Consider the following 22,477-nt stretch of genomic DNA (forward strand, 5'->3'; position numbering starts at 1 on the left):
CGATCAACCTTTCCATACCGGTTCGGCCAGCCCGAGATGGGACCGCAGAGTGGAACCGGTGTATTCGGAGCGGAAGGCTCCGCGTTCCTGGAGGAGCGGGACGACCCGGTCGACGAAGTCGTCGAGACCGCCCGGGGTGAGATGCGGTACGAGGATGAAACCGTCGGCCGCGTCCGCCGCGACGAACTCGACGAGCTCGGCCGCGACCGTCTCCGGGCTGCCGATGAACGACTGCCGCCCGGTCGTCTCGATGACCGTCTGCCGGATGGACAGCCCCTTGGCCTCCGACAGCGCACGCCAGCGAGCCGCGACGGCAATGGGGCCTCCTCCGGTCGAGCGAAGCCGAGAGCTTGGGGAAGGGTCACCGATCCTGACCCGGCCCTGGACCAGTCCGGAATCGGGGTCCGGGTCGATCTCGGGGAGCGGCCCGTCGGGATCGTACGAGGAGAGGTCGCGGCCCCAGACCTGTTCCAGGGCGAGGATCGCGTTCTGCGGGGAGATCTGCTGACGGCGGATCTCGGCCGCCGACTCCTGGGCCTCGGCGTCACTGTCGCCGAGGACGAAGGTGACCCCGGGCATGATCTTCAGGTCGTCGGGTTGCCGGCCGTACTTCGCCAGCCGCGCCTTGACGTCGGTGTAGAAGGTGCGGCCCGCCTCCAGGGTGCCGTGCCGGGTGAAGATGACGTCGGCGGCGGACGCGGCGAACTCACGGCCCTCCGGGGAGTCCCCGGCCTGGATGACGACCGGGTGGCCCTGCGGGGAGCGGGGGACGGTGAACTCGCCCTCGATGGTGAAGTGCTGTCCCTGGTGACGGAACGGGCGCGGGGTTCCGTCGGGGGTCCAGGTGTCCCACAGTTCGCGGGCGGTGGCGACGAACTCCGCGGCCCGGGTGTAGGGAGTCCCCCCTGTTCGAGCGGAGCCGAGAGCCTGGGGGAGGTGGGCCCGGTCGAGATAGCCGCCGCGCCGGAAGTTCTCCCCGGTGAACGCATCGGAGGAGGTGACGACGTTCCAGGCGGCCCGGCCGTCGCTGAGATGGTCGAGGGTGGCGAGCCGCCGGGCCAGTTCGTACGGCTCGTTGAAGGTCGCATTGACGGTGGCGGCGAGGCCGAGCCGGTCGGTGACGGCGGCCAGCGCGCTCAGCACCGTGAGGGACTCGGGACGGCCGACCACGTCCAGGTCGTGGATCCGGCCCTTGTGCTCGCGCAGCCGGAGCCCCTCCGCGAGGAAGAAGAAGTCGAACCTGCCGCGCTCCGCCGTGCGGGCGAGGTGCTCGAAGGAGGAGAAGTCGATCTGGCTCTTCGAGCGGGGGTCGGTCCAGACGGTGGTGTTGTTCACGCCGGGGAAGTGGGCGGCGAGATGCATCTGCTTCTGCTTCGGTGCGGTCATGCTCGTCCCTCCGCGAGGGCGTATCGGTTGGCCGGGCGTGTCAGTCCCAGGTGCTCGCGGAGCGTGCCTCCCGGGTAGAAGGTGCGGAACAGGCTGCGGTGCTGGAGCAGGGCGACGGTCCCGTTGACGATCCGTTCGAGATCGCGTTCCGGTGTGATCGGCGTGAGGTGGAAGCCGTCGACCGCTCCTGCCCGGTGCCACCGGGCGATCAGTTCGGCGAGGTCGACCGGGCCGCCCCGGTAGTACGAGCCGCCGGCGGCGAGCGGCGGTCCGCTCTCCAGGCCGGGTTCCGGCGCGGTCTCGGCGTCCCCGAGGTCGACGGTGAGCGCGACCAGCACCCGCAGGGTGTCGGGGTCGCGGCCGTACGCCGCGGCACGGCGCCGTACGTCCGCCCGGATGCCCGCTGCCTGCTCGGGCCCGGTGGCCCGCACGAGTACGACATCGGCGTGGCGGGCGGCGGCCTCCTGGCTCGGTCCGCCCGTCCCGTCGATCACGGTGACCGGGTGGCCCTGCGGGGGCCTGGGCACGATGGCCGGTCCGCGGACGGTGAACGTCGCGCCCTCGAAGTCGACGTGGTGCAGCTTGTCGCGGTCGATGAAGCGGCCGGTGGCGACGTCCCGGATCTCCGCGTCGTCCTCCCAGCTGTCCCACAGCCGGGCGCCGACATCGGCGGTCTCACCCGCCTCGCGCCACAGCTCGGCGGCGGGTGCGGCGGACCGTCGGCCGAACAGCCGGGCCTCCGCCTCGGTGGTCGACACCTCGACGCTCCAGCCCGCCCGGCCGCGGCTCACCCAGTCCAGGGTGGCCACGGCGGACGAAACGTGGAACGGCTCGGTGTGGGTGGTGGTGACCGTCGGCACCAGCCCGATCCTGCGGGTGGCGGGAGCGACCCGGGAGAGCACGGCGAGCGCGTCGGGCCCGGGGCGGGCGAACGAGTCGCCGAGGGTCACGAAGTCGAGTGTCCCTCGCTCGGCGAGCCGGGCGAGTCCGACGTAGTGCCGGGCGTCGTAGTGGGGCGGGCCGCCGATCTCGGCGGCCAGATGAAGAGCGGTGGTGGCAGACATCGCTGTGCGTACCTCTCGGGCTCAGTTCCTGGGCTTGGGAAGGCCGGGCGGGTTGATCTCGGACTTCTCGAACTCGGGCTTCATCCCGAGTGCGTCGGCGATCAGGGTCGTCATGTCGATCTCGGAGCCGATCCGGGTCTTGTCGTCGGTGGCGTAGAAGCCGAGCGGCGGTGAGGTGTCGGCGTCGGCAGCCGTCCGTGGACCGGACGCTCTGTCGAGTGGCGGATCACTGGTGAGCGACATGAGGGTTCCTTGGGCTGGGGGCTACGGGGGCATGGGGATACGGATGCGGGACGGCACCGCGGTCAGGCGCTGAGGCGGTCGTCGCCGTCCGTTGCGCCGCTGCGGACGTCGCCGTCGCTACAGAGCACGTCGCGCAGGAACGCCAGCGCCGTCCGCGCGGTGGCGTCGTTCTGCCGGAACGCCGGACCGCCGGTGCGTGGCCGGGTGAAGGCGCCGCTCGCCCGTGCGGTGGTATGCGGGCCGAGGGCGAAACGCCGCGGGTGCGGGCGGCCGTCCCGGCCCAGGATCCGTCCGTCGCCGGGGTCGACGCAGAGCAGTCCGGTGACGGTGGCGGCGGCTCCGTCCTCGTACAGCGCCTGGAGGATCGGGCTGCGGGTGCGTTCCAGAGACGGTTCCGGCAGACGGGCCTCGACCAGTGCGCGGGCCTCCACACACTCCCCCGGAACGGTGTCGCTGCCGGCCCGGAAGACACCCCGCTCCTCGTCCGCCTCAACCGTCATTCCCGCACCGAGGAAGCGGACGACCCCTGCCCGGGAGAGGGCGAGGAGCTGGTGCAGCCGCGGCCCCGGCGGACCGGAGGCGAGGTAGCTGAAGAAGCCGTGCCACCGGTCTCCGGTGTCGCCGAGCCGGACCAACTGCCCGTAGACCGACAGCAGTCCGAGGAAGACCGCGAGGTCCTCGCTGTGGGCGGGGTCGTGGCGGCGGTCGAGGTCGGCGGTGATGTAGTCGCGCAGTCCGTCCTGGAGTGCGTCGTACGAGGGATGGCGCACCCCGTCCAGCGGATGGTCGAGCGCTTCGAGGTCGAGTCGGTCGGCGGGGTCGGGGACGGCGGCGGAGACGAGGGCGTGCAGTTCGGGGCTGCCCGGATCGGCTGCCGCGTACTTCTCCTCGAAGAGGGTCCAGCCGACCGCCGTACGCCCGGCATGGGCGGTGAAGAGCCGGTGGTAGTGGGCGTACCCGAGCTCCTTGTCGACAAGCGGCCGCACATCGCGCCGGAAGTCGGCCGGCTCGGACCGGTTCAGCAGTTCCTCGATCCGTTCCGGGCCGAGGAATCGGGGCAGCGGCGGCCGGTCGCCCTGCCAGCCGTAGCCGATCTTGGAGTGGTACGGGACACCGCGCCGCGATCCGACGTGCAGTACGGGCTCCTTGCCGGAGGGCACGTACACGCCGTTCTCGTACCGTCCGCCGCGTCCCTCGGTGAGCAGCACCATCAGGTCGATGAACGCGAGCCCGAAGCCCCGGACGATGACCGGTTCACCGGCGGGCAGGGCGGTCAGGTCGCTGTCGGCGGTGAAGTCGGGCGGCAGGTGGACGAGCCCGTGCCGGTCCGCGAACTCGGTCAACCGGACCTGTTCGGGGTCCGGTTCGGAGTCGAGGTGACCGATGGTGAGCACCACGAGGTCGGCGGACAGCGGTGCGTCACGGCCCTCCAGCCAGACGCGCTGACGGCCGCCGCGGGGGCCGGTGACACGCACGGCGCGCCCGCGGTGCTCGTGCACGGTGATGGATGCCGGAAGTGCGGCCAGTGCCTGCTCGTACACCCATCCCAAGTAGACGCTCTGCAGTCGTCGGCTCGGGAAGTCCTGACCACCCAACGCCTCTATTTCAGCGCGGAGTCCGGGATCGGTCGTGAGCTCGATGCGGCCTTCACGGACGTCCGCGGCCCAGGTGTGCAGCGCGGGCCCCGGACGTATCGGTCCCTCCTGCTGGACGGTGTCGTCGGTGAACATGGTGACGTCCTCGGCCATGGAGTTCATCCAGAGCAGCGGGGACTGGTCGTGCCGCCAGATCCGGCCGCCGCCCGGCGGGTACGGGTCGACGAGATGAATGTCCAGCCACCGGCCCTCGTACAGCTCCGGGGCATTGGCGGCGATGCGTTCGATGAGACCGGTGCCGCGGGGTCCGGCACCGATGACGACAAGGGCCGGTACGTCGCTCATCGGGAACCCGCCGAGCCACGCGCGTAGTGCCGTTCGATGCAGTGCTGGCCGATGCTGAGCAGCGAGGTGACCAACGCGTACCAGAGCCTGAGTACCGCCGGCACCGTGCCGAGGGCGAAGCCGAGCACCATGACGAGAGTGGTGAGCCAGAGGGTGAGGCCGAGGCCGCGCAGGACGGCGGCGGTGGTGAGGTAGTCGCCGACGACGTCCCACTGGAAGGCGTCGTTGCGGATGACGGAGTTCAGCGCCAGGGCGAGGAGCGCCAGGACGGCAACGGCCGCCGCCCACTGGCCTGTTCGGCGCACCGGGACGATCCGCAGGCGGTCGGCGTCGGGGCCCCTGTCGCTGTCCTCGGAGAGCGGGGCCGGGGGTGATTGAGGGAAGGCATCTGTCTGCGCAGACATGCGAAGGCTCCGTGGATGCAGAGATCGAACACGGGACGTGCCTTCACGGAAATCACAACGCGGACCGGGCCCCTCAGCGCGATCCGCCTCTGAGAGAAGCGCTGTTCACAGCGCATTGTCAAGCCTGTCCACACTGTGAGCCATACGGATCGGGTCAGTTGACGGACCACGGGATCGCCTGTTCCACTGAGGCCATGCATTCGCAGCAGTGGCTGGTCAAGCGCTCCCACATCGACTTCGGTCGCGTGTGGTCCTCCTCCTGTTGAGCTGACCCCCTGCAGTTCTTCGCGTCCGTGCCTCGCACCCTCTCCGGTGCCTGAGCGCCGTTTCCTGCGCGTCTTCACGTACACAACATCACTGCACCCTCCCCTCAGCCTGTTCGTCGTTCCGCGCTTCTTCCGCCTTTCCTTCGCCTTGCCCGTGGCCGTGCTGCTGTGGCGCGCCGCTCGGCGCCGCCCTGCCGCCTGCGCACGGTCGACGAACCTGGAGAACCACGCCTCATGCCCCGTACCCGGCACACTGCCGCCTTCGCGCTGATCACCGTCGCCGCACTCGCTCTCACTGCGTGCGGGGCCGGCGATCCGTCGGCCGCTCCGGCAGGCGCAGCCGGCCCGGCCGCCTCCGCCAAGGGGAACATCCCGACGCAGGACGTCGTGTCGCCGGTGAAGAAGAACGAGGCCGCGGCCGCGCTGCTGCCCGCGGACGTCCGCGCCTCCGGCACGCTGACCATCGCCTCCAGCGTCGGCGCACCGCCCGCCACCGCCTATCTGACTTCGTCACGTACCTCGATGACGGGCAGGGTTTCGCGGTCCCGGAGGACAGCAGGCTGACGAAGGTCACCGATCTCGCTCAGCTCTGCGGCCTGACCGTGGGCACTGCCGCGTGCACCACCTTCGAGGTGATGCTGGAGGAGAACAAGCACCTGTGCACCGAGGCGGGCAAGAGGCCGTACGACGTGAAGACCTACTCCGAACCGGGCGCCGTCTGGGCCTCGCTCCAGCAGGGCCGCAGCGATGTGGTGATGTCGACCATCAACGGGCTGCGCTACGCGGTGACCCAGCAGGAGGGCGTGCGCTTCCTCGACGAGTTCAAGCGCCTCGATGTCGGCTTCGCGTTCAGGAAGGGCACCCCGCCGGCGCCCGCCTTCCGGGCCGCGGTCAACGGGCTCAGGCGGACGGGACGTACGACCGCATCCTGAAGAAGTGAGGCATCGGCGCGTCGGCGATCGAGACCCCGCGGATCTCGCCGCCGGAGATCAAGTGACCCCGGAGGCGGTACACCGCGAGCCTGGAGCGCGGCTTCAGCAGTCGCACCCGCAGTCGCAGCAGTCACAGTCGCTGCAGCAGTCCCCGCAGTTGCTGCAGCAGTCGCATGCGTCGCAGCAGCTCCCGCAGTCGCACTGGCTGCACAGCCCTTCGCGCCGCTGCCGGCTCCACGGGTCCTCGAAGGTCCCGCAGCACATCTGGCAGGTGCAGGCGAGGCCCGCCCAGACCAGGCAGCCCGTGATCAGCCCGCGCCGGTCGCGTGGCGGCTCCGGCGGGGGCTGCGGGGGACCGAACGGGCTTCCGGGACTGTTCGGCGCATACGGATTGCCCGGCGGCGGCCCGAAGGACCCCGTCTGCCGCAGGCCCTCCGGCTTCCCCGGCGGCACCGGTCCGACGGACCCCGGCTGCTGCCCGCCCGTCAGTTCCCGGCCCGTCGGCTGCGCTTGTGCCTGGTGCGAGCAGGTCGTGGTGGCGAACGCCCGGTCCACCGAGCGGCGCAGTTCGTGCACGAGCAGCACATGCGTCAGCCTGCCGTCGGTGAAGTCGGCGTCGCGCAGCGCCAGACGTACGCCGCGCAGCGCGTCGTCGCACAGCCGCCGGGCCTCGGCGCGCGAGGTACCGGTGGCGGTGAGCGGGTTCCAGGAATCCGACGCCGCGTCAGCCTCCTGGTCCTCCACGGCATCCAGCAGGTGCGCGAGCCGTCCGAAGAGCCGGCCGGCCTCGGCCAGCGGTGCGGCGTTCTGCGGTCGGCCCGCGAGTACGGCGGTATGGGCGAAGGCCGCCGCGGTGGCGGTCTCGGTGGGCTCGGTGACCGTCAGCAGCGGGGTGCCGGGACCCGCGAGCCGTTCGATGCCGGTCTGCCGGTCGACGGCGTCGACGAGGACCGCGGTGTCGAACCCCAGCTGTGCGCCGGCACGCGCCCCTGCCCTGTCCCAGCCCGCGGCGACCCGGCGGGCGGCCGCGGCGACGGGGCGGCGCTTCAACAGCCCGTCCCGGTCGGCGACGTGGTCCCGTACCTTCGCCGAGGCGAGCACCAGCGAGACGGCGGCGGCGAGCCTGGCCCCTTCGCCGCGGGCGACCGGAGCGGTCCTCATGGAGCGCAGGGGGCAGGGCCCCGCGGTACGCCGACGGCCGGTGGTGTGCACTGCCTGAGCCTCCGTCAGGACCGAGACGATCAGGCCGTCGTAGTTCGTGACGATCCGGGCGAACTGGCCGTGGTCCGAGCGAAGTGCGAGACAGAGCCCGCAAAGATGGGCCATCCACTCGGTCCTGAGACCTTCCGACAGCCGGTGGGCACAGGGCCTGACTATTCCGAACACGACGATCCCCCGAGAGTCGTTCCGCCTGTGCGCCGCGCTCGTGCGTGTGCGCGACGGGCATCGTATCGAGTGACCCGTTCACCCGTACGCCCCCAAGGTCACCCGTACGGGCCGGAGCATCATATTTTCTTTTTGCCAGGGGGCGCATGCGGGAGGAACCTTGACGAATCGCCACATCTTCTGCACCAGTACCGTCACGAATCCCCTGCGCGGCGGCTATCCACTTGGCGCACGATCCGCATCATGGTCGACCATAGGGATACGAAAGAGATGCGGAACACCAACGAACCGCGGTGAGAGGAGGCGTCCATGGGATCGGTGCGCAAGGCGAGTGCCTGGCTGGGCCTCGTAGAGGACAACGACGAGCGCTACTACGACGACGACGAGTACGCCGAGGGTGCACGGACGGGGACCGGCAGTGCATGGGTGACCGACCCACGGGTGCAGGTGGCCTCCGAGGCGGCCGAGGTGACGGGCCGCCGGATCGCCACCGTCACCCCGGACAGCTTCCGGGACGCGCGCACCATCGGTGAGCTCTTCCGGGACGGCGTCCCGGTGATCATGAACCTCACGGCCATGGACCCCTCCGACGCGAAGCGCGTCGTGGACTTCGCCGCGGGGCTGATCTTCGGACTGCGCGGGTCGATCGACCGCGTGGCCACCCGGGTGTTCCTGCTGACCCCGGCCGACACCCAGGTGGTCAGTGGCGAAGCCGCCGGCCGACCGGCCGGCGGCTTCTTCAACCAGAGCTGAGCAGGGCGCTCGCCGGATCGGTCCGGCCTGCGTCCCGCCCTACCGGAATGCGTCCAGACCGGTGAGCGCCTTGCCCAGCACCAGCTGGTGCATCTCCACGGTGCCCTCGTAGGTGAGCACCGACTCCAGATTCGTCGCATGCCGCATCACCGGATATTCGAGCGAGATCCCGTTGGCGCCGAGGATCGTGCGCGCGGTGCGGCAGATCTCGATCGCCTCTCGCACGTTGTTGAGCTTTCCGAAACTGACCTGTTCCGGGCGGAGCCTGCCCGCGTCCATCCGACGGCCCAGATGGTGGGCGAGCAGGATGCCCTTGTGCAGCTCCACGGCCATGTCCGCGAGTTTGGCCTGGGTGAGCTGGAAGCCTCCGATCGGCCTGCCGAACTGCTCCCGGGTCTTCGCGTAGTCGACGGCCGCCTCGAAGCTGGCGCGCGCCGCACCCATGGCTCCCCAGACGATGCCGTAACGGGCGTGACTGAGACAGCTGAGCGGGCCGCGCAGGCCGGTGACCCCGGGGAGTACGGCATCGGCGGGCAGCCGCACCTCGTCGAGGACCAGCTCGCTGGTGACGGAGGCGCGCAGCGACCACTTGTGCTTGATCTCGGGTGCCGAGAAGCCGGGGGTACCGGTCGGCACGACGAAGCCGCGGATGCCGCTGCCGCCGCTGCCCTCGTCGGTCTGCGCCCAGACGACGGCCACCCCGGCCACGGAGCCGTTGGTGATCCACATCTTGCGGCCGCTGAGGATCCAGTCTCCCCCTCCGTCGCGCTTGGCGTACGTCCGCATCCCGGCCGGGTCGGAGCCGTGGTCCGGCTCGGTGAGTCCGAAGCAGCCGATGATCTCGCCTGCCGCCATGCCCGGCAGCCACTGCTGCCTCTGCTCCTCGGAGCCGAAGCGGTGGATGGCGTACATGGCGAGGGAGCCCTGGACGGAGACGAGCGAGCGGATCCCGGAGTCGGCCGCTTCGAGCTCCAGGCAGGCCAGTCCGTACTGGACGGCCGTGGCGCCCGCGCAGCCGTATCCCTGGAGGGACATGCCGAGGGCTCCGATCGAACCGAGCTCACGGGCCAGCTCGCGAATGCCGGGGAGTTCGCCGTTCTCGTACCACTCGGCGATGTGCGGCAGGACCCGGTCGGTGGCCCAGGCGCGGACGGTGGAGCGGATCGCGAGGTCCTCGGGGCCGAGCAGATCGTCGATGCCGATCGGGTCGGCGGGGTCGAAGGACGGCAGCTTCGACGGCTTCGCGGACTCAGCGGACTCGGTGGTGGACATGAGAGTGCCTCCGGCGGCTCGCACGGTACTAAAACTAGCAGTGTTAGTTATGGCGTCGTGCTGACGTTACGGCCCAGTGTGCCGCCCGTCCAGAGTCGGTGGCCGTGCCGGGTCACTGCCGCGCGGGCAGCGAAAGAGGGCGCTTCTGGCCCGGCGCCCCCTGCGGGCCGTGGGGCTTACGCGACTCATGGGCACCCTGACGCGGCGGCTCCCAGGACTCACCGGCGCCGACGGCCGTACGGGCCCCGTCGGACTCGCGGATCCCGCCGGACTCTCGGGCATCCTGCGCCTCACGCGGTTCGCCGGCTTCCAGCGGCGGGCACTCCATCACCCGCGGCAGCCGCAGCGCGGCGAGCGCGCCGAGCAGCAGCAGTCCCGCACTGACCAGCAGCGTGACGTGCAGCCCGTTCACGAACGCGTGCCGGGCCGTGTCCCGCAGCACCGCGCCCAGCGGACCGCCCAGCCGGGACGCCACCTGATAGGCCTCGCCCAGCGAATGGGAAGCGGCAGTGGATGCCTCGGCGGGAACTCCCGCCCCGGGAAGCCTGGCCAGCCCGGGGGTGTAGGCGGCGTTCATGACACTGCCGAGCAGCGCGATCCCCATCCCCGCACCCAGCTGGTACGAGGTCTCGCCGATGGCCGCCGCACCACCGGCCCGGTCGGCGGGCGCCTCGCTCAGCATCGACTCGTATGCCCCGAAGAGCGTGGACTGGAGCCCGAAACCGAGCACGACGAAGGCCGCGGTCAGCAGGCCCGGCCGGTCCTGCTGACCCATCTGGGTCAGGATCAGCACCGCGGCCGCCGTGAGCACGAAACCCCAGCCGACCATCCGGCGCGGGCCGACCCGGCGCAGGGTGTACGAGCCGGTGGCGCCCGCCGCCATGGCGGCGAAGGTGAGCGGCAGCAGCCGCAGACCGGTCTCCAGCGGGCTGAGGCCGAGGACCAGCTGGAGGTACTGGACGGCGATCAGCTCCAGACCGACCAGGGCCAGCATGGCGAGGACGATGCAGCCCACCGCGGTGGAGAAGGCGGGCCTGGCGAACATGCCTATGTCGATCAGGGGATGCGTGCGGCGCTTCTGTCGCCGCACGAACGCGACGATCAGCGCGCCGCCCAGCAGCAGCGGCACGAGGGTGGCGGGACCGAGGACGCCCTCGCCGGTGCCCGCGCGCTTCACACCGAGGACCACGCCGAGCACACCGGCCGCGGCCATGAGCGCACCCCACACGTCCCAGGGCCCGTCGTTGCTGCCCCGCGACTCGGGGAGCAGCAGACGGCCGACCGGAAGTATCAGGGCCATCAGCGGAATGTTGATCAGGAAGACCGAGCCCCACCAGAAGTGCTCGACCAGGAAACCGCCGATGACCGGTCCGGTGGCGGCGCCGACCGCGGCGACCGCGCTCCACACCCCGATGGCGACGGCCCGCTCACGACGGTCGGGAAAGACCTGCCGGAGTATCGACAGCGTCGCCGGCATGATCATCGCGCCGCCGACGCCGAGCAGCGCGCGCGCAGCTATGAGTACGCCGGGGCTGTCGGCCATCGCCGCGACCGCGGACGCTCCGCCGAAGAGGGCGTAGCCGAGCAGCAGTACGCGGCGGCGGCCGACCCGGTCACCGAGGGTGCCGAAGAGGATCAGCAGCGATGCGCAGACCAGCGGATAGGCGTCCACGATCCACAGCAGACCGACGGCGCTCGGCCGCAGATCCTCCGTGACGGCGGGAACGGCGACATGGAGCACCGTGGCATCGAGCGCCACCAGCAGCAGACTGAGACAGAGGACGACCAGGACGACCCAGCGATTGGCACCGTCGGCGGCTGCACGCAGCCGCCGACGGGCTGTGGTCGTCCCGGACATGCACGTACCTCCCAAAGGTCCTCGCGCTCGGCAGGCCAACCGGGGATGCAGTGTGTGCTGCCCCCTCCAGGCCCGGCATCGACGGGCGAGTGATCCGTCAGCGTACGCGAGTTCGACGCAGCCACACGTGGCCCAGCTCATACCGCGGCGAGCCCTGGAGTGTGGCGTACGCCACGCCGCACCTCCGCCGCCACCCGTCTACCCCTCCGTGCAGGGTGCGCCGGATCCGCCCCGTGACCGGACCGCCACCGTCCGTCCATCCGCCGCGGCGACCGGTGAAATACATGCTGACACCATGCGCATATTTTCTCCGGCACCCAAACACCCTTCCGAAATAAGTGTCGGATAAATGGAGCAGAGGGTCACCGTGATTCACCGACGGGCCCGAAATAGGCGCCCGGCTGAGACATAGTCCACATCACATCGTCATCACAAAGCGGCCGGATGGACCGGAGCGCACACTCACTCGCTGTAACGTCGATTGGGTGCGTACCGACATCTTTGCCCGGTTGGACCGGGAGCCGGAACCGCCGAAGATAGAGCCACCGCGGATGAGTCGTCACCGCATCGCTCTCTTCGGCGGGACGTTGGCGTTCTATCTCGCCATCGTCGTCGCCGTGCTCATCGGCTCCTGGCTGGTGACCCTGGACTGGAAGGTCATGCTGTTCCGGCCCTACCAGCAGTGGCCCGGAATCCATGCCTTCCTCGACTACTACGTCGTGCTCGGCCAGCGCGGCCCCACGGCCGTGATGGTCGCCTGCTGGCTCGGCTGGCGCTCCTGGCGGCAGCACACGCTGCGGCCCCTGCTGACGCTGGGCGCCTCACTGCTGCTGCTCAATCTGACAGTGGGTGCGGTCAAGCTCGGCCTGGGCCGGCTCGGGCCGCACTATGCGACCCGGATCGGCTCCGCCGAGCTCTTCGCCGGCGGCGATATATTTCCGTCCGGACACACCGCCAACGCAGTCGTGACCTGGGGAATCCTCGCCTACCTGGCCACCACTCCGAGGGCCAGGCGCTATCTGTCGGCCATATCGGCAGTGGTCTCGCTCGGGGTCGGGCTCACGACCGTCTATCTCGGTACGCACTGGCTCAGCGATGTGCTGCTGGGCTGGGCTGCGGGGCTGCTGATCCTGCTGGGCCTGCCGTGGGTCGAGCCGCTGATCACCCGTGCCGAGGACCTGATCTTCGCTGTGCGCGAGCAGTGGCGCGCGCGGGGCAGGACGGTGCCCTCGGTGCCCGTCGCGGCCGGTGGACCCCGGCCCGTGCTGGTGCCGCAGCTGGACGGCAGTGACGCCATGGACTCGGACCCGGCGCTCGAACCGGTCGCCGCGGGTAGCAGGCCGACGGCCGCGATCCCGGCGCCGGGCACCCGGCAGCGGGCCCACACCCCGCACACGGTGCGGTCGGAGCGGACCCCGCTCACCCCGGCCGGCAGCCGCCGCCCGCCGCACGCGGACCGCACGGCGCGCGGCGGAAGCAGCCCGGCCCGTCCGATGACCGGCGGCTGACGGACCACTCCCACACCGCGGGCACGAGTACGCACAGCCTCACCCCGCATGAGCAGGGCCCCGGCCTCGGCCGGGGCCCTGCTCATGTCCCGGGCCGCGGCACGCGCCGTCTCAGCCCACCCAGCAGCGGGTCACGACCGCTTCGTCGACCTCGAAGTTGATGCGTCCGGCCTGGTATTCCATGGTGATGATCGCGCCCGGCGGCAGGGCCCTGACACTGGTCCAGCCGCGCGCGCGGGCCCGCTGCTCAGCGGCTTCGGCAGCGAGACCGACATACGCGCCGGGTGAGTCGTCGGGCTGTGCGGGAGAGGTCGGTATGGATGCCATGCCTCTCACCGTAGGCGGACCCGGGCGGGTACGGAAGCCGGGCTCCGGGCTGTGGCGGGGCATCCTCACGTACGCCACCTGTCACGCTTGTGTCACAGGATCACCACACACGTTTACTTCGAACTACGTCACTCGAACGTGCAACAAGCGAACCGACGCACAGTAATCACAGCCGCCGGAAAATCGTCATGGAACAGACCGTACGCGAAACTGAATACTGCATATCAGGCAGTCGGAAATTCCACCCCAGGACGATGCCCGGCAAATGGGGAGGCCACCAGGAATTCACGCTTCCTTACGGTGACCTTATCTTTTGGTCACGATATCCACACCATCGGACCGGGACGGTCACATCCGCCCCTATACCGGACACGACGAACAGACGAACGAAAGAGCGTCGCGCCGATCAGTCGAGCGCCCGGGACAGCCGGTCCCGGGCCGTCCTGATCGCGTCGATGAGCTCCCGCGGTTCGACGACCTCGAAGTCGAAGCCCGTGAGCATCACATGGATCACCAGGACATCCAGACCGGCCGCCCCGGTGCGCAGCAGGCAGCTGTCCGCGTCGATCCGTTCCAGCACGCCGGAGGACGGCGAGATCCGTTCGGCCGCCTGCTCGACGGGCACCTTCAGCCGGATCACCGCATGCTCCGCGTACGCGGAGGTGGAGACGCCCTTGGAGACATACGCGGCCAGGTCCTCCGCGGGCGGGCGGCGAGGGACGAAGCGGGGACCGTGCGGCGGCGTGGGAGTGATCCGGTCCGCCCGGAAGGTTCGCCAGTCCGCGCGGTCCAGGTCCCAGGCGACGAGATACCAGCGGTGCTCGGTGCACACCAGCCGGTGCGGTTCGACGGTCCGGCGCGAGACGGAGCCGTCGTGCGCGCGGTACGCGAAACGCAGCCGTTCACTGTCCCGGCAGGCCCCGGCCAGCTCGGTGAGCACTCCCGGGTCGACGGCCGACGCGCCGGATCCGCGCAGCATGGGCACGGTGTAGGCGCTCAGCGCGCTCACCCGGCGGCGCAGCCGGTTCGGCAGCACCTGTTCGAGCTTGGCGAGTGCGCGCACGGACGTCTCCCCGATGCCCTCCACGCCCTGGCCGGCCGCCGTGCGCAGCCCGACCGCCACCGCGACGGCCTCCTCGTCATCGAGGAGCAGCGGCGGCAACTGCGCCCCGGCACCGAGCTGATAGCCGCCGCCGGTGCCGGGGCTGGCGTGGACGGGATAGCCGAGCTCGCGCAGCTTGTCGACGTCACGCCGGACAGTGCGGGGAGTCACGCCCAGCCGTTCGGCGAGATCGGCGCCGGACCAGTCCCGGTGGGTCTGCAGCAGCGAGAGCAGACGCAGCAGTCGTGCCGAGGTCTCCAACATGGGGCGAGTCTGCCAGCGACCGCGGTCAGTTACGGTCCGCGATCGGCGCGGCAGTCGCACCACAGCGTCCGTGCGACTGCCCTTGCGCAGTCGAGTTTCAGCCACTTCCCACGTGCGCCGATTTCATGACTTGTCGACCTGTCGCCGGACTGCTCCCTCACTCCTCCGGTCCCGCCCGGCCACGTCCGATCAGCGGGTATTGACCGGGACAAAACCCATCGGTCCCCGGATTCACCCTCTGTGCCGGATGGTTCGATTCCGTTCCTTTTCCCGCGTGACCCCGGCCGCGGATCGCCCGTTGTCTCTTCATGAGCCGGGAAGCGCCCGGCGCACGCACCGAGTCCGAGGAGCCAACCGTGCCGCGCATGCTCGACGTCAGCGAGGACGTACGCGCCGAGATCGGCGATGCCGAAGCCGATCGGCTGCTCGTCGGCGACAATGCCCCAGGCAGCTACGACTGCACCTCCTGCCGCACCCCCGGCGACTCGGAGCAGGAGCGCACCAGCACGGTGCTGTTCGTCGGCGACGAGACCGCCGTTCTCGCCTTCGCCCACGCGACGTGCATCCCGTCCCAGGTCGTCCAGGTCTCCGAGGAGCAGTTGCAGGGCGCCGTGCGCAGCATCACCGGCAGCGAGCCGCCGGTCCCGGAGGGCCTGATGCCCGAGCAGGCGGTGCTGGGCATCACCAGCGGTCTCGTCCTGATCGAGGACGAACTCCACCCGGCGCTGGTCGTCGAACCGACCGGAGCGATCGCCCGCCCCGGCACGGACGGCAGCAGTGGCGACGAGTTCCTGCAGCTCCTGCTGGAGCAGGGCTTCCACCCGGTCCACCGGATGGGCGAGGTGCCCGCCGTGCTGCACGGCTGGTCGATCCTGCTCGCCATGGGCCAGCTGCACGCCGTGCTCCAGCCGGGGACGGGCGGCGGCGCCCCGGTCGCCTGGTGGCAGGCGCATGCCCCGCTGCAGGTCACCGAGGGCTGGCGGACCGCGGCCAACAAGTCGCAGACCGTGCTCGTCTACGCTGCCCCGGCCGGGACGATCGGCCAGCAGCCCCGCGAGGACCTGCTGCGCGACGCTCTGGACAAGGCCGCGGCCCGCGGTCTCCTGGTCGGGGCCGCGATGCCGCTGGCCGGCACCTGATCATGCCCGCACGCCCCTCGCACCCCGGGCGTACAGCTATTTCTCCGCACGGCCCGCATCCGACGGCCGGTGGGGTCGTTGGCACATACGTGCACTCATACGACCCCTCCCACCAGCGCCCGAGCCCGATCCCTGCCATGCGCCCGTCGCGGGACCCCTCGGGCGATCAGTCCCACACCCCGATCTACGACGCGCTGTACTCCGAGTACCGCCGGTCGTTCCGGGCGCTGCCAGGTGATCGGAGCGGCGAGGAGAACCTGGCCTTCGTGACGTTCGGTACCGGCCTGTTCGGCAGCCGCGGCCACTCCGGTCTCTCGGGCCACTCCTCGGGTCACTCCGGCCCGGGCACGCACACCGCAGGCCTCGGCTCCTGGCAGCGGGTCGGCCGGCACGCCGGGCGCCCTCAGCCGGCGGCGCTGCCTCCGGGGCCCCGGAGCGCCTGACACACGGCGAAGCCCCGCACCGTTCACAGCAGGAACGGTGCGGGGCTTCGTCATGCCCTGGCTTCGCCGTGGCCGGGACCACGTCGAGCCCGTGTCACTTTTTGCGGCCGCGCTTCTCGCGGACCCGTACCGAGATGTGGATCGGGGTTCCGTCGAAGCCGAACTCCTCGCGCAGCCGGCGCTCGACGAAGCGGCGGTAGCCGTGCTCCAGGAAGCCGGAGGAGAAGAGCACGAAGCGCGGCGGCTTGGTGCCGGCCTGGGTGCCGAAGAGGATCCGGGGCTGCTTGCCGCCGCGGACCGGGTGCGGGTGGGAGGCGACGATCTCGCCGAGGAAGGCGTTCAGCCGGCCGGTCGGGACGCGGGTCTCCCAGCCCTCGATCGCGGTCTCGATCGCCGGGACCAGCTTCTCCATGTGGCGTCCCGTGACGGCCGAGACGTTGACCCGCGGAGCCCACGCGACCTGCGCGAGCTCCGTCTCGATCTCGCGCTCCAGGTAGTAGCGCCGCTCCTCGTCGAGCGTGTCCCACTTGTTGTACGCGATCACCAGCGCGCGCCCGGCCTCCACGGCCATGGTGACGATGCGCTGGTCCTGGACGCTGATGGACTCGCTGGCGTCGATCAGGACGACGGCGACCTCGGCCTTCTCCACGGCGGCCGCGGTACGCAGCGAGGCGTAGTAGTCCGCGCCCTCCTGGAGGTGGACACGGCGGCGGATACCGGCCGTGTCGATGAACTTCCAGGTGATGCCGCCGAGTTCGATCAGCTCGTCGACCGGGTCACGGGTGGTTCCGGCCAGTTCGTTGACGACGACCCGGTCCTCGTTCGCCACCTTGTTCAGCAGCGAGGACTTGCCGACGTTCGGACGGCCGATGAGGGCGATGCGGCGCGGTCCGCCGAGGGCGGTGCCGAAGCGCTGGGCCGGGGCCTCGGGCAGTGCTTCGAGGACGGCGTCGAGCAGGTCGCCGGTGCCGCGGCCGTGCAGCGAGGAGACCGGGTGCGGCTCGCCGAGACCGAGCGACCAGAGCGCGGTGGCGTCCGCCTCACCGCTCTGCCCGTCGACCTTGTTGGCGCACAGCACGACGGGCTTGCCGGCCCGGCGCAGCAGCTTGACGACGGCCTCGTCGGTGTCGGTGGCACCGACGGTCGAGTCGACGACGAAGACGACCGCGTCGGCGGCCTCGATCGCGTACTCGGCCTGCGCGGCGACGGAGGCGTCGATGCCCAGGACGTCCTGCTCCCAGCCGCCCGTGTCGACGACCTTGAAGCGCCGGCCGGCCCATTCGGCCTCGTACGTGACACGGTCCCGGGTGACTCCGGGCTTGTCCTCGACGACCGCCTCACGACGGCCGATGATCCGGTTCACCAGGGTCGACTTGCCCACGTTGGGGCGGCCGACGACGGCGAGGACGGGCAGCGGGCCGTGACCGGCCTCGTCGATCGCGCCCTCGACGTCCTCGACGTCGAAGCCCTCCTGCGCGGCGAGCTCCATGAACTCCGCGTACTCGGCGTCGCCAAGCGCTCCGTGCTCGTGGTCCGAGCCGTCGGAGTGAATCTGGTCGTTCATGAAGTCCGTTCCTCTTTGCATCATCATCGATGGACCGCGATCACGCGGCCCACTACTCAAGTCTTACCTGGCGCCCGGTGGAACGCCTGGCGTTCTCCAGGTGCGCGGTCAGCCGCGCCTGGATCCGCACGGTCGCCTCGTCCAGTGCCGTCCGGGTCCGCCGGCCACTCCCGTCGCCGGCTTCGAAGGCGTCTCCGAAGACGACATCGACACGGCTGCGCAGCGGCGGCAGTGCCGATATCAGCCGTCCGCGGCGTTCGGTGCTGCCCAGGACGGCCACGGGCACGATCGGCGCCCCGCTGCGTACCGCGAAGTACGCGAGCCCGGCCCGCAGCGAGGCGAAGTCTCCTTCGCCCCGGGTGCCCTCCGGGAAGATCCCGAGCACACCGCCGTTCTCCAGCACACCGAGTGCCTGGGTGATGGCGGTGCGGTCGGCACTCGTGCGGTCCACCTTCAGCTGACCGATTCCGCGCAGGAACGGGTCGAGCGGACCGACGAACGCCTCCTTCTTGATCAGGAAGTGCACGGGCCGGGGCGCGGTGCCCATCAGCATCGGCCCGTCGATGTTGTGGGAGTGGTTCACCGCGAGTATGACGGGTCCGGAGGCGGGTACCCGCCACGCACCGAGGACGCGGGGCTTCCACAGCCCGTACATCAGGCCGATGCCGATCCCGCGTCCGACCGCGGCTCCGCGCAGTGTGGGCGCGCCCGTGGCTGCGGTCACTTCGCCGCCCGCTTCTCCTCGACCAGGGTGACGACGCACTCGATGACCTGCTGGAGGGTCAGCTCGGTGGTGTCCACCTCGACCGCGTCGTCCGCCTTGGCGAGCGGCGAGGTCTTCCGGCTGGAGTCCGCGGTGTCCCGCTTGATCAGCGCCTCCTTGGTGGCGGCGAGATCGGAGCCCTTCAGCTCCCCGCTGCGGCGGGCCGCGCGGGCTTCCGGGGAGGCGGTCAGGAAGACCTTGAGGTCGGCGTCGGGCAGCACGGTGGTGCCGATGTCACGGCCCTCGACGACGATGCCGATCTCGGCGGCGGTGGCAATGGACCGCTGCAGCTCGGTGATCCGGGCCCGCACCTCGGGGACCGCGCTGACGGCGCTGACCTTGGAGGTGACCTCCTGCGTACGGATCGGGCCCGCGGCGTCCTCTCCGTCAACCGTGATCGTCGGGGCGGACGGGTCCGTACCCGAGACGATGACGGGCTTCGCCGCGGCGGTCGCGACCTCCGCGGCGTCCCGCACGTCGATGCCGTTGTTCAGCATCCACCAGGTGATGGCCCGGTACTGGGCGCCGGTGTCCAGGTAGCTCAGGCCGAGCTTGGCGGCGACGGCCTTCGACGTGCTGGACTTACCGGTGCCGGAGGGCCCGTCGATGGCGACGATCACTGCGGCCGGGGCCGTCCGGGCGGCGGCACTTACGGTTTCCACGGTGGTGGTCACCTTCCTGGTACACGGGGTGGGCGGGACGGGGGCGCGCGCTAACCCGCCCCGCACAAGGTTACCGAGTGTCGGGACGGTCCTTTGCACCCCTGTGGACAACCGCCTCCTGCCCCGGCTACGGACGGATCGACCAGCCCCGCTCGCGCAGCGCCGCGGCCAGTGCCGGGGCCGCGCTCGGCTCGACCATCAGCTGGACCAAGCCGGCCTGCTGTCCGGTGGCGTGCTCGATACGGACGTCCTCGACGTTGACCCCGGCCTTGCCCGCGTCGGCGAAGATCCCGGCCAGCTCGCCCGGCCGGTCGCTGATGAGCACGGCCACGATCTCGTACACCGTCGGGGCCGCCCCGTGCTTGCCGGGCACCCTGACCCGGCCCGCGTTGCCGCGGCGCAGGACGTCCTCGATGGAGTCGGTGCCCTCGCGGCGCTTGTCGTCGTCGCCGGACTCGAGGCTGCGCAGCGCCCGTACCGTCCCGTCGAGGTCGGCGGCGACCCCGGCGAGCACGTCGGCAACCGGCCCGGGGTTGGCGGAGAGGATCTCCACCCACATCCGGGGGTCGGAGGCCGCGATCCGGGTGACGTCCCTGATTCCCTGGCCGCAGAGGCGTACGGCCGTCTCGTCGGCCTCCTCCAGGCGGGCGGCGACCATCGACGAGATCAGCTGCGGGGTGTGCGAGACGAGAGCGACGGCCCGGTCGTGGGCATCGGCGTCCATGACGACCGGGACGGCGCGGCAGAGCGCGACCAGTTCCAGGGCGAGGTTGAGGACCTCCGTGTCGGTGTCCCGGGTCGGTGTGAGGACCCAGGGGCGGCCCTCGAAGAGGTCGGCGGAGGCGGCAAGGGGGCCGGACCGCTCCTTGCCGGCCATCGGGTGCGTACCGATGTACGGCGTGAGGTCGACGCCCAGTGCCTCCAGCTCGCGGCGCGGGCCGCCCTTGACGCTGGCGACGTCCAGGTAGCCGCGGGCGACGCCGTCCCGCATGGCGGTGGCGAGCACCGAGGCCACATGGGCGGGCGGTACGGCGATGATCGCCAGGTCGACGCGGCCCTCGGGCGCCTCGTCCGTACCGGCGCCGAGCGCGGCCGCCGTGCGCGCCGATGCCGGGTCGTGGTCGACGAGGTGGACGCGGATGCCGCGCCCGGCGAGGGCGAGGGCTGCGGAGGTGCCGACCAGGCCGGTTCCGATGACTACGGCGGTTCTCACTGGGCGATGTCCTTGCGAAGAGCGGCGGTGGCACCGAGGTAGACGTGCTGGATCTCGGCCTTGGCAAGGTACGTCTCGACATGGGCGAGGATGCGCACCACTCGGGGCATCGCCCCGTCGATGTCCAGCTCCTGGGCGCAGATCAGCGGTACGTCGACGATGCCGATGCCCCTGGCGGCGGCGGCCGGGAAGTCGCTGTGCAGATCGGGGGTGGCCGTGAACCAGATGCTGATCAGGTCGTCCGCGACGAGACCGTTGCGCTCCAGGACGGCGGTGAGCAGAGCGCGGACCTGCTCGTCCATGTGTCCTGCGTCGTCCCGCTCCAGCTGGACAGCTCCACGGACCGCTCGTACCGCCACGTCGGGCTCCTCACTTCTTCGTGCGCTGCTTCGTGCCGCTTCCCGGGTTCGCGTCCTGCTCCGCGCCCACCTGCACGGATTCAGCCTAGAGGGGTGCAGCGACGGACGGCCGGGGTGCCCTGTGGGTGAGACGGGGAGGTCAGCCGGGTGCGGCGGCGTGCACCGCGCGCAGCATCCGCCAGATCCCTGCCGCCAGGTGCGCCGGGGCGGCGTCGGTCCGGTCGTGCACCCAGTCGGCGAGGACACCGGTGAACAGTCCGGCGACGGCACTCGCGATCAGGTCCTCGCCCGAGCCCTCCGGGCGCCGGCGGCGGAGTTCGCTGATGCTGCGCTGCCGCAGCTCTTCGTGCAGAAGCTCGCCGAGCGGTCCGCCGCCGCCCGCGCGCAGCAGGCTCCGGTGGATCTCGGCGCGGGCGCGGACGGCCTCCAGCAGGGCCACGAACTCGGCGGGTGGCGCGTCGGGGCCGGGCGGCGCCTCGTCCCAGGCGTGCAGGGCCTCGACAGCCTGCCGGACGGTCTCCGCGCAGGCGTCCACGGCCAGGGCGCGCAGATCGTCGTAGTGCAGATAGAAGGTGGCCCGGCCGACTCCGGCCCTGCGGACCACGTCGGAGACGCTGACCTGGTCGAGTGGCTGCTGCTCGCAGGCCGCGAGGAGCGCTTCGCGGAGCTTGCCGCGGGTGCGTGCGGTACGGGGATCGCCGCTGCCTGCCGCCGCTGCGGGTGTCACGGGCTCAGCCGGCGAGCAGGACGAGGACGAGGGCCACGGCGGCGGGGGCCGCCTGGACGACCAGGATCCTGCGGTTCACGGTGGCCGCTCCGTACACCCCGGCGACGATCAGGCAGCCGAGGAAGAAGATCTGCGCCTGGTACGCGACAGGGTCGCCCGCGATCAGGCTCCAGACGAGTCCGGCGACCATGAACCCGTTGTAGAGGCCCTGGTTCGCGGCGAGCGGCGCGCTCTCCCGGGAGAACTCCGGGGTGGTGGCGAAGACCTTCCGCCCGCGCGGGGTGTCCCACAGGAACATCTCGAGGACCAGGAAGTACGCGTGGATCAGCGCGACCACTGCGACCAGCACCTGGGCTGCGGTGTGCATGGGGGGCGGCCTCCCGTGTCGACTTTCTGGACAACTGTACAGGAAGTCGATACGGGCTCCGGCCGCCCCGGAGCGCTCAGAGCGCCTGCGCCCGGATCAGGTCCTCGAGCGAGCCGCCCTTCGGGACCTCGCCCGCCGGGGTCAGCTTGTCGACGGCATCGGGCAGCGACCTCGCGATGTGGTCGGCCGCCTGCTCCGTGGACACACCCGCCTCCTGGGCGACCTTCTGCAGGGTCTCGTCCGGCAGTGCCTGCGCGATCTGGGCACCGCTGACCGGCTGGTTCTCGCCGGTGCCGACCCAGGACTGGGCCTGGTCGAGAAGGCCGGACTTGGTGAGCATCCCGATCAGGCCCTCAAGAGCGTTCGCACCACCCCCGGACCCGCCGCTCGCGTTGCCGCCCAGCGCACCCAGCAGCGCACCGAGGACGTTCCCGGCGCTGGAGGAGCCCCCGCCCTGGCTCCCACCGCCCAGCAAGCCGCCCAGCAGACCGCCGAGGTCGTTTCCTGCCATGGTTCTGCCTTTCCGAAGGGGATG

The 22,477-nt window shown here is 71.0% G+C and carries 20 protein-coding genes and 3 pseudogenes; 5 read left to right on the plus strand and 18 right to left on the minus strand.

The annotated features are described in order from the left end of the window. Nucleotides 1-3: 3 nt before the first annotated feature. The 5 genes and pseudogenes from LRD69_RS05275 to LRD69_RS05295 form a co-directional block, all read right to left on the minus strand. On the minus strand, nucleotides 4-1,386 hold the full coding sequence (locus LRD69_RS05275) for an NtaA/DmoA family FMN-dependent monooxygenase (RefSeq protein ID WP_277325383.1): 1,383 nt from the start codon (nucleotides 1,384-1,386) through the stop codon (nucleotides 4-6). Continuing rightward, entirely contained in the window at nucleotides 1,383-2,450 is a 1,068-nt protein-coding gene (locus tag LRD69_RS05280) for an LLM class flavin-dependent oxidoreductase (RefSeq protein WP_277325384.1), read from the minus strand. Before LRD69_RS05280 ends, LRD69_RS05275 begins: the two co-directional genes overlap by 4 nt. A 66-nt stretch (nucleotides 2,451-2,516) precedes the next feature. Continuing rightward, nucleotides 2,517-2,639: pseudogene (locus LRD69_RS05285) on the minus strand (ABC transporter substrate-binding protein); the annotation flags it as partial. A gap of 116 nt (nucleotides 2,640-2,755) precedes the next feature. Continuing rightward, entirely contained in the window at nucleotides 2,756-4,633 is a 1,878-nt protein-coding gene (locus tag LRD69_RS05290; protein ID WP_277325385.1) for an FAD/NAD(P)-binding protein, read from the minus strand. 83 nt (nucleotides 4,634-4,716) lie between these two features. Continuing rightward, nucleotides 4,717-5,037 (minus strand): annotated as a pseudogene (locus LRD69_RS05295) (amino acid ABC transporter permease); the annotation flags it as partial. Nucleotides 5,038-5,537: 500 nt separating this feature from the next. Here LRD69_RS05295 and LRD69_RS05300 point away from each other — a divergent pair. Further along, nucleotides 5,538-6,243, plus strand: a pseudogene (locus tag LRD69_RS05300) (transporter substrate-binding domain-containing protein). A gap of 94 nt (nucleotides 6,244-6,337) precedes the next feature. Here the strand turns inward: LRD69_RS05300 and LRD69_RS05305 are convergent. Continuing rightward, nucleotides 6,338-7,621: a DUF5685 family protein gene (locus LRD69_RS05305; RefSeq protein ID WP_277325386.1), complete on the minus strand. Its 1,284-nt coding sequence runs from the start codon at nucleotides 7,619-7,621 to the stop codon at nucleotides 6,338-6,340. Between the two features lie 309 nt (nucleotides 7,622-7,930). On the opposite strand from LRD69_RS05305, the gene sepF reads away from it, so the two are divergent. Beyond that, nucleotides 7,931-8,374: a cell division protein SepF gene (gene sepF / locus LRD69_RS05310; RefSeq protein WP_277325387.1), complete on the plus strand. Its 444-nt coding sequence runs from the start codon at nucleotides 7,931-7,933 to the stop codon at nucleotides 8,372-8,374. A 39-nt stretch (nucleotides 8,375-8,413) separates the two neighbouring features. Here the strand turns inward: sepF and LRD69_RS05315 are convergent, their stop codons facing one another. After that, entirely contained in the window at nucleotides 8,414-9,646 is a 1,233-nt protein-coding gene (locus LRD69_RS05315) for an acyl-CoA dehydrogenase family protein (protein WP_277325388.1), read from the minus strand. A gap of 112 nt (nucleotides 9,647-9,758) precedes the next feature. After that, nucleotides 9,759-11,504, minus strand: coding sequence for an MFS transporter (locus tag LRD69_RS05320; RefSeq protein ID WP_277325389.1), 1,746 nt, complete (start codon nucleotides 11,502-11,504; stop codon nucleotides 9,759-9,761). Between the two features lie 485 nt (nucleotides 11,505-11,989). On the opposite strand from LRD69_RS05320, the gene LRD69_RS05325 reads away from it, so the two are divergent. Further along, entirely contained in the window at nucleotides 11,990-13,012 is a 1,023-nt protein-coding gene (locus LRD69_RS05325; protein WP_277325390.1) for a phosphatase PAP2 family protein, read from the plus strand. A 111-nt stretch (nucleotides 13,013-13,123) separates the two neighbouring features. On the opposite strand, the gene LRD69_RS05330 is transcribed toward LRD69_RS05325, so the two are convergent. Beyond that, on the minus strand, nucleotides 13,124-13,339 hold the full coding sequence (locus tag LRD69_RS05330; protein WP_277325391.1) for an I78 family peptidase inhibitor: 216 nt from the start codon (nucleotides 13,337-13,339) through the stop codon (nucleotides 13,124-13,126). 406 nt (nucleotides 13,340-13,745) lie between these two features. Continuing rightward, entirely contained in the window at nucleotides 13,746-14,705 is a 960-nt protein-coding gene (locus tag LRD69_RS05335; protein ID WP_277325392.1) for a YafY family protein, read from the minus strand. A gap of 356 nt (nucleotides 14,706-15,061) precedes the next feature. Between LRD69_RS05335 and LRD69_RS05340 the strand changes: the two genes are divergently transcribed. Next, the gene (locus tag LRD69_RS05340; RefSeq protein ID WP_277325393.1) at nucleotides 15,062-15,844 is read left to right on the plus strand and encodes a hypothetical protein; all 783 of its coding nucleotides are present in this window, start codon (nucleotides 15,062-15,064) and stop codon (nucleotides 15,842-15,844) included. A gap of 137 nt (nucleotides 15,845-15,981) precedes the next feature. Then, the gene (locus tag LRD69_RS05345) at nucleotides 15,982-16,287 is read left to right on the plus strand and encodes a hypothetical protein (protein ID WP_277325394.1); all 306 of its coding nucleotides are present in this window, start codon (nucleotides 15,982-15,984) and stop codon (nucleotides 16,285-16,287) included. Nucleotides 16,288-16,381: 94 nt separating this feature from the next. On the opposite strand, the gene der is transcribed toward LRD69_RS05345, so the two are convergent. From der to LRD69_RS05385, 8 genes are all read right to left on the minus strand, one after another. Continuing rightward, nucleotides 16,382-17,851, minus strand: coding sequence for a ribosome biogenesis GTPase Der (gene der, locus LRD69_RS05350; RefSeq protein ID WP_277325395.1), 1,470 nt, complete (start codon nucleotides 17,849-17,851; stop codon nucleotides 16,382-16,384). A 52-nt stretch (nucleotides 17,852-17,903) separates the two neighbouring features. Next, nucleotides 17,904-18,575 carry a lysophospholipid acyltransferase family protein gene (locus LRD69_RS05355; RefSeq protein WP_277325396.1) on the minus strand — a complete coding sequence of 224 codons (672 nt, stop codon included), beginning with the start codon at nucleotides 18,573-18,575 and terminating at the stop codon, nucleotides 17,904-17,906. Continuing rightward, the gene (cmk, locus tag LRD69_RS05360) at nucleotides 18,572-19,288 is read right to left on the minus strand and encodes a (d)CMP kinase (RefSeq protein ID WP_277325397.1); all 717 of its coding nucleotides are present in this window, start codon (nucleotides 19,286-19,288) and stop codon (nucleotides 18,572-18,574) included. Before cmk ends, LRD69_RS05355 begins: the two co-directional genes overlap by 4 nt. A gap of 115 nt (nucleotides 19,289-19,403) precedes the next feature. After that, a complete protein-coding gene (locus LRD69_RS05365; RefSeq protein ID WP_277325398.1) occupies nucleotides 19,404-20,489 on the minus strand; it encodes a prephenate dehydrogenase in 1,086 nt (361 codons plus the stop codon). Continuing rightward, complete coding sequence (aroH, locus tag LRD69_RS05370) at nucleotides 20,486-20,848, minus strand: chorismate mutase (protein WP_277325399.1); 363 nt, start codon at nucleotides 20,846-20,848, stop codon at nucleotides 20,486-20,488. Before aroH ends, LRD69_RS05365 begins: the two co-directional genes overlap by 4 nt. A gap of 139 nt (nucleotides 20,849-20,987) precedes the next feature. Then, nucleotides 20,988-21,575 carry a TetR family transcriptional regulator gene (locus LRD69_RS05375; RefSeq protein WP_277325400.1) on the minus strand — a complete coding sequence of 196 codons (588 nt, stop codon included), beginning with the start codon at nucleotides 21,573-21,575 and terminating at the stop codon, nucleotides 20,988-20,990. 4 nt (nucleotides 21,576-21,579) lie between these two features. Next, nucleotides 21,580-21,942, minus strand: coding sequence for a DUF1304 domain-containing protein (locus LRD69_RS05380; RefSeq protein WP_277325401.1), 363 nt, complete (start codon nucleotides 21,940-21,942; stop codon nucleotides 21,580-21,582). 76 nt (nucleotides 21,943-22,018) lie between these two features. Further along, on the minus strand, nucleotides 22,019-22,453 hold the full coding sequence (locus LRD69_RS05385; protein ID WP_277325402.1) for a YidB family protein: 435 nt from the start codon (nucleotides 22,451-22,453) through the stop codon (nucleotides 22,019-22,021). Between the last annotated feature and the right edge of the window lie 24 nt (nucleotides 22,454-22,477).

Origin of the sequence: Streptomyces sp. JH14 (assembly GCF_029428675.1) — a bacterium.
Taxonomy (GTDB): domain Bacteria; phylum Actinomycetota; class Actinomycetes; order Streptomycetales; family Streptomycetaceae; genus Streptomyces.

Bases quoted from the DNA above. Each gene is read 5' to 3' on its own strand.
- LRD69_RS05345 (WP_277325394.1), top strand. From the start codon at position 15,982: ATGCGCCCGTCGCGGGACCCCTCGGGCGATCAGTCCCACACCCCGATC.
- sepF (WP_277325387.1), top strand. From the start codon at position 7,931: ATGGGATCGGTGCGCAAGGCGAGTGCCTGGCTGGGCCTCGTAGAGGAC.
- der (WP_277325395.1), bottom strand. From the start codon at position 17,851: ATGAACGACCAGATTCACTCCGACGGCTCGGACCACGAGCACGGAGCG.
- LRD69_RS05385 (WP_277325402.1), bottom strand. From the start codon at position 22,453: ATGGCAGGAAACGACCTCGGCGGTCTGCTGGGCGGCTTGCTGGGCGGT.
- LRD69_RS05320 (WP_277325389.1), bottom strand. From the start codon at position 11,504: ATGTCCGGGACGACCACAGCCCGTCGGCGGCTGCGTGCAGCCGCCGAC.
- LRD69_RS05280 (WP_277325384.1), bottom strand. From the start codon at position 2,450: ATGTCTGCCACCACCGCTCTTCATCTGGCCGCCGAGATCGGCGGCCCG.
- LRD69_RS05315 (WP_277325388.1), bottom strand. From the start codon at position 9,646: ATGTCCACCACCGAGTCCGCTGAGTCCGCGAAGCCGTCGAAGCTGCCG.
- LRD69_RS05380 (WP_277325401.1), bottom strand. From the start codon at position 21,942: ATGCACACCGCAGCCCAGGTGCTGGTCGCAGTGGTCGCGCTGATCCAC.
- LRD69_RS05335 (WP_277325392.1), bottom strand. From the start codon at position 14,705: ATGTTGGAGACCTCGGCACGACTGCTGCGTCTGCTCTCGCTGCTGCAG.
- LRD69_RS05290 (WP_277325385.1), bottom strand. From the start codon at position 4,633: ATGAGCGACGTACCGGCCCTTGTCGTCATCGGTGCCGGACCCCGCGGC.
- LRD69_RS05275 (WP_277325383.1), bottom strand. From the start codon at position 1,386: ATGACCGCACCGAAGCAGAAGCAGATGCATCTCGCCGCCCACTTCCCC.
- LRD69_RS05330 (WP_277325391.1), bottom strand. From the start codon at position 13,339: ATGGCATCCATACCGACCTCTCCCGCACAGCCCGACGACTCACCCGGC.